Annotated in this window: 9 protein-coding genes; 2 read left to right on the top strand and 7 right to left on the bottom strand. The window is 60.1% G+C overall.

Going from position 1 to position 7,910, the window contains the following annotated elements; translation table 11 throughout:
• Window positions 1-50 precede the first annotated feature (50 nt).
• From ACIQ47_RS13550 to ACIQ47_RS13540, 3 genes are all read right to left on the bottom strand, one after another.
• A complete protein-coding gene (locus tag ACIQ47_RS13550; protein WP_396438623.1) occupies window positions 51-1,358 on the bottom strand; it encodes a hypothetical protein in 1,308 nt (435 codons plus the stop codon).
• 151 nt (window positions 1,359-1,509) lie between these two features.
• Window positions 1,510-2,454: a metal ABC transporter solute-binding protein, Zn/Mn family gene (locus ACIQ47_RS13545; protein ID WP_396438622.1), complete on the bottom strand. Its 945-nt coding sequence runs from the start codon at window positions 2,452-2,454 to the stop codon at window positions 1,510-1,512.
• A complete protein-coding gene (locus ACIQ47_RS13540; RefSeq protein WP_396438621.1) occupies window positions 2,435-3,691 on the bottom strand; it encodes a hypothetical protein in 1,257 nt (418 codons plus the stop codon). Before ACIQ47_RS13540 ends, ACIQ47_RS13545 begins: the two co-directional genes overlap by 20 nt.
• A gap of 74 nt (window positions 3,692-3,765) precedes the next feature.
• On the opposite strand from ACIQ47_RS13540, the gene ACIQ47_RS13535 reads away from it, so the two are divergent.
• The gene (locus tag ACIQ47_RS13535) at window positions 3,766-4,140 is read left to right on the top strand and encodes a Fur family transcriptional regulator (protein ID WP_396438620.1); all 375 of its coding nucleotides are present in this window, start codon (window positions 3,766-3,768) and stop codon (window positions 4,138-4,140) included.
• Between the two features lie 132 nt (window positions 4,141-4,272).
• Here ACIQ47_RS13535 and ahpF read toward each other — a convergent pair whose 3' ends face one another.
• The 3 genes from ahpF to ACIQ47_RS13520 all read right to left on the bottom strand — a co-directional run bounded on the left by ahpF (window position 4,273) and on the right by ACIQ47_RS13520 (window position 7,206).
• Window positions 4,273-5,883: an alkyl hydroperoxide reductase subunit F gene (ahpF, locus tag ACIQ47_RS13530; RefSeq protein WP_396438619.1), complete on the bottom strand. Its 1,611-nt coding sequence runs from the start codon at window positions 5,881-5,883 to the stop codon at window positions 4,273-4,275.
• A gap of 182 nt (window positions 5,884-6,065) precedes the next feature.
• Window positions 6,066-6,632 carry an alkyl hydroperoxide reductase subunit C gene (gene ahpC / locus ACIQ47_RS13525; RefSeq protein WP_296292125.1) on the bottom strand — a complete coding sequence of 189 codons (567 nt, stop codon included), beginning with the start codon at window positions 6,630-6,632 and terminating at the stop codon, window positions 6,066-6,068.
• A 127-nt stretch (window positions 6,633-6,759) separates the two neighbouring features.
• Window positions 6,760-7,206, bottom strand: coding sequence for a DUF423 domain-containing protein (locus ACIQ47_RS13520; protein WP_396438618.1), 447 nt, complete (start codon window positions 7,204-7,206; stop codon window positions 6,760-6,762).
• A 136-nt stretch (window positions 7,207-7,342) separates the two neighbouring features.
• Between ACIQ47_RS13520 and ACIQ47_RS13515 the strand changes: the two genes are divergently transcribed.
• Entirely contained in the window at window positions 7,343-7,471 is a 129-nt protein-coding gene (locus ACIQ47_RS13515) for a DUF3149 domain-containing protein (RefSeq protein ID WP_396438617.1), read from the top strand.
• Window positions 7,472-7,475: 4 nt separating this feature from the next.
• Here ACIQ47_RS13515 and ACIQ47_RS13510 read toward each other — a convergent pair.
• On the bottom strand, window positions 7,476-7,910 hold a 435-nt coding region (locus ACIQ47_RS13510; protein WP_396438616.1), incomplete at its 5' end, for a class I SAM-dependent methyltransferase.

Here is a 7,910-nt window from a genome sequence, read left to right as displayed (position 1 = left end):
CAAGGCTGCGGTGCCGCTGCCCCACATGGACAAGACAAAAGACAGAACAATCATTTTCCAATGCCAACCCATGTGATGGATGACGGCATAAATCCGAGCGCTGTTCTGCTGACCACAGCGCCAGTCTGGCTGTTGACGGTCACCAATTGCCGAGCCACCGGATCGGTGATGTAAAGCACATCCTTGGCACCGTTGGCGACGATGGTTGGCCAAGGGGCTGCTGCGGGCATGACGGGTACCACGCTGTTAACCACCGGGCCGGCTGCCCACGTACTGCCATCGCGCACCGTCATGCGCAAGCTGCCCGTATGGTCCAGCACAGCAAAACGACGGCCACTGCGGTCAATGGCGTGCGCACGGCGCACACTTGCAGAACCCCACCCGGGCACGCTCAACTCTGCGGATGTGCCAGCCTCGGCGTTGATGGCATAGAAACGGGTCGTGACAGGGGGCGCTGCAGCGCTGCCCTCGGTTGCAATGGCGATGAACTGACCCACGAGTTTGGGATGCCCCGCGATAGCACCCACGCGCAAAGGGGTGGAGACCTTGCGGTCACTGACTCCCGTGGCGCTGGTGTGGGTGACAAGCATCACGCCATCCATGCAACCCACAGCCGTGTGGGCTCCACTGCTGATCGAGCCGTGCATGCCCTCGCAGCGGGTTTCTAAACGACGGTCGTAGGTGTAACCACTCCCACTGCGCTGGTACAGCTCCAAATGCGTGGGCAGTGTGGTGGTGGCATCTTCAGCCCTGGACACCGTTAACAGTTTGTTGCCAACGGGTTCACCCAGACCATGGATGGGATAAGCCAGATCCACACTGGCTTCAATGCGCTTGGCTGCAATAGAGTTTTCTGTAATCAAGCGAACGCCTGCGTTCTGAATCGGCGTTGCAGCACTGTTTCCGTCCATGAAAAAGGCGGCCTGTTTGCCAGGCTGCAGATCGTAGTGTGTGGGGCGCGAACCGGTCAGCGTCCAGGGCACCAGGGCTGAAGCCGTTTTGTAGTCGTGCAGGTGATCGCCGTGGTCCTCCTGCCAGATACCGCCGTCGATGAATTGAACTTGGTCTTGCATGCGCTGCATCGCCACGACATAGCGCCCCCCGGGACTGGTGTAAAGCGAAGACGGAGAGTGGTCGAGTGAGTGGCTGGCGGTCACACCCATGCTGTCCAGATCAAAAATGCGGACCGTTGCCACACCGTTTTCAGCCAAGGCCAATCGGCCCGCTGTGTCGATTTTGTGATGGCTGTTGCCGTGCTCGCTGCTGCTGCCGCCACAGGCGGCCACAAAGGCGGCTGTACAAAGGGCCAACAGGGTATGTCGATGAAGTTTGACAAAAGGTATTTGAATCGCAGTCATGGTCAGAAATTGAAAAAACAACAGGTGGTTAAAAAAACAGGTCAAAACGGCGGACGTCTTGATCTACGGGTCAAAAATTCAGACGGCCATGCCAAGGCCAACAGGCCCAGCAGCAGTGCCGCCATGGGCGTCAGGTACCAGAACTCGGCGCTCATGGTTTAGCCAATGGCAACAAGCTGCGGACCAGCCCATCCATCCAGTCGGCCAAGGCTTGGGCATCGGCCTGTTCGTGCACGGTGGCTGGCAAGACCAGCAAAGGCACTTGCGGGCCCAGTTGGCTGCTCAACCAACGGCCGGGACGCGGGTCCTGGTAGCTGGCCACCACCACGGCTGCGGGTGGTTTGACCCGCAAGCCATCGAGCAAGCGCTGCAGATGGCCAGGTGTCGGGGCCATGCCCGGCTTGGGCTCCAGATCGGCTACCAGCTGGATGCCCAGCCAATGCCACAGGTAGCCAAAACTGGCGTGCTGCGCGGCCACGCGCTGGCCGCGCAAAGGCGCTGCCATGCGGCTCCATTGCGTCATGCGGGCCTGCCAGGTCTGCTCGAATGCCCGCAAGCGTTCGGCGATCACCGACTTTTTGACCGGCCAGACTTCCTGCATGCGCTCGGCCAGTGCTTGGGCCACCAAGAGCAAATTGCGCGGATCTGCATGCACATGCGGGTTGCCCTCGGCATGCACATCGCCTGCCCAAGGCGTGCCAATGGCTGCGGGCTGCGGGTCGATCATGACCACATGGTCAGAGGCCCAAAACACCTCTTTGGCCTTGGGGTTGCCCGCTCTTTGTTGCAGCACAGGCAACCAGCCCGACTCCAGCCCAGCGCCGGTGCACACCACCAGGTCGGCCTGGCGCATCTGGGCAATCAAGGCCGGCCTGGCCTCGATGTGGTGCGGGTCTTGGCCGGCATGGGTGGCCACATGCAGTTTGGCCTCGGGCAAGAGCACACGGCTGAGCGCGGCCCATTCCGGCTCGCAAGCGAACACGGTCTGAGCCTGGACCGGCCCGCTCAGGGCAGCAGCCCAGAGTGTCAGCGCGGCCAGGATCCGGTTGCGCCCACGATTTGGCACCAGGGCCCGATCAGAACGGGTGCGCACCATGGGCTCCAAAGGCCAGCACATATTGCAATTGCACGGCGTTTTTGGCGGGGGCTTCAAAACCCTTCACATCACGCTGCGTGGTGTATTGCACCCGCACCGATTGCATGTGCGTGGGTTTGTAGACCACCATCACAGCGTGCTCACGCATTTGGGCCGCGTCGAAGTGGTCACCGTGAGGTTTGCTGACCTTGAGCCAGTCGGTGCGCGCGCCCACCTCCCAAGACGGGTTGAAACGCCAAACAGCAGACAAGGCGTGCGACTGGTGACGGTCACCCGAGCTGGAAAATCGGTTCAGGCCCGTGGTTCTGGCAGTCTCCAGACCCAACTTGAGCTGCTCTTGACGGTTGTTGCCATTGGGTGACCACTTCCAGGTGGCGTCCAGCATCCAGGTCTTGCGGCCGCTGAACTGGGCACCATGGTGAGCGTGTGCGCCATGGGCCTCTTCACCCCCGTGGTCATCGTGATCGTCTTCGTGTTCATCGTGGTGACCATGCGCATCCTCCAGCGCGGCCTCGCGGCGGTTGCGGATGTGGGACAAGCCCAGCTGCCAGCTGTTGTCGCGATTGAAGTCATCGCCCAACTTGGCCACAAAAGCCACAGCGCCCAGCTGGCCTGGCGCATTGGCCGCCTCGGCCACCAGGCGCTTGCCCCTGAAGGCCTCCACACCGAACATCAGGTATTGGGCGCTCGGCACAGTCCAGTTCAGGCGCAGGCCATCGTCGCTCCAGTGGCCGCCCAACAAAGCGCGGTAGAGCAAGGGCCGCTCGACAAAATCATCGGCATGCGAGTGCTGCGCGTTTTGATAGCCCACTTGCGATGCAAAACGTCCGCCTCGCAATTGCAGGCCCAGCGGCAAAGATGTCGTCTCCAACCAGGCTTCTTCCACAGCTTTTTCCAGTTTGCCGTCGTGCGTTTCGGCCACTGCAGTCAGCTGCGCCTTCAGCTGCGAACCCACAGGGCCCGACACCGTCAAGTCGCTGTGACCGAGCTGCAAACCCTGGCTTCGGGCCCCCAAGGCCAAGGCCCGTGATGTCGCGCCCGCATCCAACACCACGCCCCATTGCCAGCCGTGATCGGCGTGCTCCGTTTTGGCGGGTCTGTTGTCTTTTGTGTCGGCCGCCGGGCCTGCAGTCGTTTGGGCCTGCGCCGAAGCTGCGGCCCACAAAACGCACGCCAAGGCGGCTTGCAGAACGGGGTGTTGGGGAGGCGGACGACACGGAGATAGTGGCCAAGTCATGGCAAATCCTTGCTGGGTTGGTATTGATATTTCATTATCACATAAAAACCACAAGAATCAGTTAACCTCGACACATGGAAAGAAATACCCGCCAACGTTCATCGATACGCGATGCCATTGCCAATGCGGCACGCCCATTGCTGCCCCATGAGGTGTTGGACGCTGCGCAAGCCAGCGTGCCGGGTTTGGGCATCGCCACCGTTTACCGAAATTTGAAAAGCCTGACCGAGGATGGCACGCTCAAAGAGGTGAAACTGCCCGGCGAAAACGCACGTTATGAGTTGGCGGACCATCACCACCACCACCACTTTCAATGCCAGCAGTGCCAAAAGGTGTTTGACGTGCACGCTTGCCCCGGCGACTTGTCACGCCTGGCCCCCCCAGGCTTTACCGTGAAAGACCACGACCTGACACTGTATGGCGACTGCAAAGACTGCAGCGCCGCCTGATCCCGGAAACTTGAACCGCTCGTTCAAGGCCTCTGGGCTGAGTTGCGGCGTCTGCAATGCACCTCGGGCACCATGGCCCGGTACCACAACACGGCATGGCCAAACGCCTTCTGGACAAGAAAAAACGCCACCTCAAGCCAGTTCGGCCTCGGCTGTGGTCTGAGCCACCGGGGTAGCCACTGAAGTGGCCGGGATGCGGATCAGGTGGTCAAAGGCGCTCAGGGCTGCTTTGGCACCTTCACCCGCAGCGATCACGATCTGCTTGTAAGGCACGGTGGTGCAATCACCCGCTGCGAACACGCCGGGCACGTTGGTGTGGCCTTTGGCGTCCACCACGATCTCGCCGAATTTGCTCAGCTCAACCGTGCCCTTGAGGAACTCGGTGTTGGGCACCAGGCCAATTTGCACAAACACGCCTTCCAACTCGACCCAATGGTCATCGCCGGTCGTGCGGTCTTTGTAGCGGATGCCGTTGACTTTGCCGCCATCGCCCGTGATTTCGGTGGTCTGCGCGTAGGTGTGGATGGTGACGTTGGCCAAGCTCTTGAGCTTGGCCACCAGCACCGCATCGGCCTTGAGCTGGTCGGCAAACTCGATCACCGTGACATGCTTGACGATGCCCGCCAAGTCAATGGCCGCCTCAATACCGGAATTGCCGCCACCGATCACGGCGGTGCGCTTGCCCTTGAAAAGAGGACCGTCGCAATGCGGGCAATAGGCCACACCCTTGTTTTTGTACACGGCTTCGCCGGGCACGTTGACATGGCGCCAGCGTGCACCGGTGGACAAGATCACAGTGCGCGCCTGCAAGGTGCCGCCGTTCTCCATCCTGACCTGCACCAAACCACCGGCTTCGGTGGCGGGGATGATTTGGGCTGCACGCTGCAAGTTCATGATGTCCACGCCGTACTGACGCACCTGCGCTTGGAGCGCAGCCGCAAACTTGGGGCCATCGGTCTCCAGCACAGAGATGTAGTTCTCAATCGCCATGGTGTCGTTGGTCTGGCCGCCAAAACGCTCGGCGGCCACTCCCACACGGATGCCTTTGCGCGCAGCGTAGACAGCCGCAGCCGCGCCGGCAGGACCACCGCCCACGATCAACACATCAAAGGGGTCTTTGGCGGTCAGCTTGGCCGCGTCGCGTTCACCGGCTTTGGTGTCCAGTTTGGCCACGATTTCTTCCACCGACATGCGGCCAGAGCCGAACACTTGGCCGTTGAGGAACACCATGGGCACCGCCATGATCTGGCGCTCTTGCACCTCTTTCTGGAAAGCACCGCCTTCGATCACCACGGTTTTGACCTGCGGATTGACGATGGCCATGAGCGACAAAGCCTGCACCACGTCGGGGCAGTTGTGGCAGCTCAGCGACATGTAGACCTCAAAGTTGAAGTTGCCTTCAAGGGCCTTGATGCTGTCGATGACGTCAGACTCGACCTTGGGGGGATGACCGCCCGTCCACAGCAGGGCCAACACCAACGAGGTGAACTCGTGGCCCAGAGGCAGGCCCGCAAAACGCACGCCTTGCGTTTGATCCTCACGCGCCACCACAAACGACGGCTTGCGTGCGTCGTCACCCGAGGTCTCCAAGCTGACCTTGTCAGACAAACCGACGATGGTTTCCAACAGGTTTTTCATGTCAACGCCCGTCTCGCTGTCGTCCAACGAGGCGATCAGGCGGATCGGCTGGCGCAGCAAGGCCAGGTATTGCTGCAATTGGGCTTTGAGGGTCTCGTCGAGCATGGTGATCTCCGGTTTTTCGGGGGGCAGTGAACTTGGACCCGCGCTTGTGGCGCAGGCCAGGGAACAGGGGGAATTGGGGTGAATTTGGGCGAATTGAGGGGGAATGCGTTGAGCGCAAGGCACGCAGGCTTGTGGCCCGCATGCGTTGAACTCAGCGCCCTGACCAGCAGGGCACCCGAGATTCAGATCTTGCCGACCAGGTCGATGGAAGGAGCCAAAGTCTTGGCGCCTTCTTTCCACTTGGCGGGGCACACTTGGCCGGGGTTGGCGGCGGTGTACTGAGCGGCTTTGAGCTTGCGCAGGGTCTCGGACACGTCGCGGGCGATCTCGTTGGAGTGCACTTCGGCGGTCTTGATCATGCCTTCGGGGTTGATGATGAAGGTGCCGCGCAATGCCAGGCCTTCTTCTTCAATGTGCACGCCAAAAGCGCGTGTCAGGGTGTGTGTCGGGTCGCCAACCAATGGGAACCTGGCCTTGCCCACAGCAGGCGATGTCTCGTGCCACACTTTGTGCGAAAAGTGGGTGTCGGTGGTCACGATGTAAACCTCGGCACCAGCTTTCTGGAACTCGGCGTAGTTGTCGGCCGCGTCTTCGATTTCTGTGGGGCAGTTGAAGGTGAAGGCGGCGGGCATGAAAATCAGCACCGACCACTCACCCTTGAGGGTTTCGTTGGACACTTGCACAAACTTGCCGTTGTGGAAAGCCTGGGTTTTGAAAGGCTGGACTGGGGTATTGATCAAAGAGGACATGGTCATTTCCTTGGAGTGGTTAATAAAAACTATCAAATGAGAAAACTCATTGGTCGCAATCATAATGCAACCTAGGGTTTCTACTCATGAGTAGTTCCTATCGATCCCATAGGAAAAAACTTTCAGTTCAAGCTTGCCGATTTATTTTTCCGCTCCCGTGCGCCAAGCCCATGGCCAAAACCAGCCAGGCCAATATCCAGGCCGCCCCGCCCCAAGGCACCAACGCGCGCAACACATCCCACCCCAACACTTGCCGCGCGTAAAGATTGAAGCTGAACAAGACCAAGCCCAGCACCATGAGCCAGCCCGCCGCCTGCAGCCAGCGCGATGCCCCGCAGACCCGCAGCGCCAGCCCGGTGAACAACAACCCCAGGGCATGAAATTGCTGCTGGCTCAAAGCGGTTTGCACCGTCGTGGGCACGCCCCCGGCAAACACCGGCAAATGCGCGAAGGCGGCGCTGAACACCACGCTGGTGCAGGCGCTGATCGCCCCCAGCGCCAGAAACCACCGGGCCGACAAGGGCCAGACTTCTGGCAAGGAAACAGACGAAAAAGCAGTAGACGGGTTGGTCATGGGGTGGTGGGCACGGAGCCAAAAATGGGACCCGCGCATTGAAGCACGACTTTGTGCAGTCCATTTGATTTTGATCAGCTACTGGCCGCGTGCACGGGGGCACAGTGAACTGTCCAAACCAACCCAAGGAAGCACAGTGAAACTGCTGATCGATTTGTTTTCCACCGACTACGGCCTGATGAGTTTGGCCGTGATCGTGGTCATGCTGCTGATGGGCGCTTTCTTATTGCGCATGTTTTTGCACAAGATGAACCACAACGAATGAACCTTCACATCAGCGGCCTGCGGTACCCCCCTGCCCGCCCACCGGGCGACAGCACCACCTGCCACAACTGGTTGTCTCGGGCGCGGAAAGTGCCCGCGCAACAGAGCAGGTAGTAGCGCCACATGCGGTAAAAACGCTCGCCATAGCGCGCTTGCAAGGTGGGCCAAGCATCCTCAAAGCGCGCATGCCAAGCCATCAGGGTTTTGTCATAGTCTTCGCCAAAGTTGTGCCAGTCTTCCATGACGAAATCTTCTTCGCTGTAGTGGGCGATTTCAGACGCCGAGGGCAGCGCGCCATTGGGGAAGATGTATTTTTCGATCCACGGATCGATCCCGGCACCCGCGCGATTTTTGCCAATGGTGTGCAGCAAAAATAAACCGTCGTCCCTCAGGCTGCGCCGGGCCATATCGAAGTAGGCGCGGTAGTTTTTGTGGCCCAC

Origin of the sequence: Limnohabitans sp. (genome assembly GCF_044373035.1) — a bacterium.
Taxonomy (GTDB): domain Bacteria; phylum Pseudomonadota; class Gammaproteobacteria; order Burkholderiales; family Burkholderiaceae_C; genus Limnohabitans_A.
Note: the sequence above shows the minus strand (reverse complement) of the source record. Positions and strands in the feature narration are given on the sequence as shown.

Coding starts and splice junctions, on each gene's coding strand:
- ACIQ47_RS13550 (WP_396438623.1), bottom strand. CDS start 1,358: ATGACTGCGATTCAAATACCTTTTGTCAAACTTCATCGACATACCCTG.
- ACIQ47_RS13545 (WP_396438622.1), bottom strand. CDS start 2,454: ATGGTGCGCACCCGTTCTGATCGGGCCCTGGTGCCAAATCGTGGGCGC.
- ACIQ47_RS13540 (WP_396438621.1), bottom strand. CDS start 3,691: ATGACTTGGCCACTATCTCCGTGTCGTCCGCCTCCCCAACACCCCGTT.
- ACIQ47_RS13535 (WP_396438620.1), top strand. CDS start 3,766: ATGGAAAGAAATACCCGCCAACGTTCATCGATACGCGATGCCATTGCC.
- ahpF (WP_396438619.1), bottom strand. CDS start 5,883: ATGCTCGACGAGACCCTCAAAGCCCAATTGCAGCAATACCTGGCCTTG.
- ahpC (WP_296292125.1), bottom strand. CDS start 6,632: ATGTCCTCTTTGATCAATACCCCAGTCCAGCCTTTCAAAACCCAGGCT.
- ACIQ47_RS13520 (WP_396438618.1), bottom strand. CDS start 7,206: ATGACCAACCCGTCTACTGCTTTTTCGTCTGTTTCCTTGCCAGAAGTC.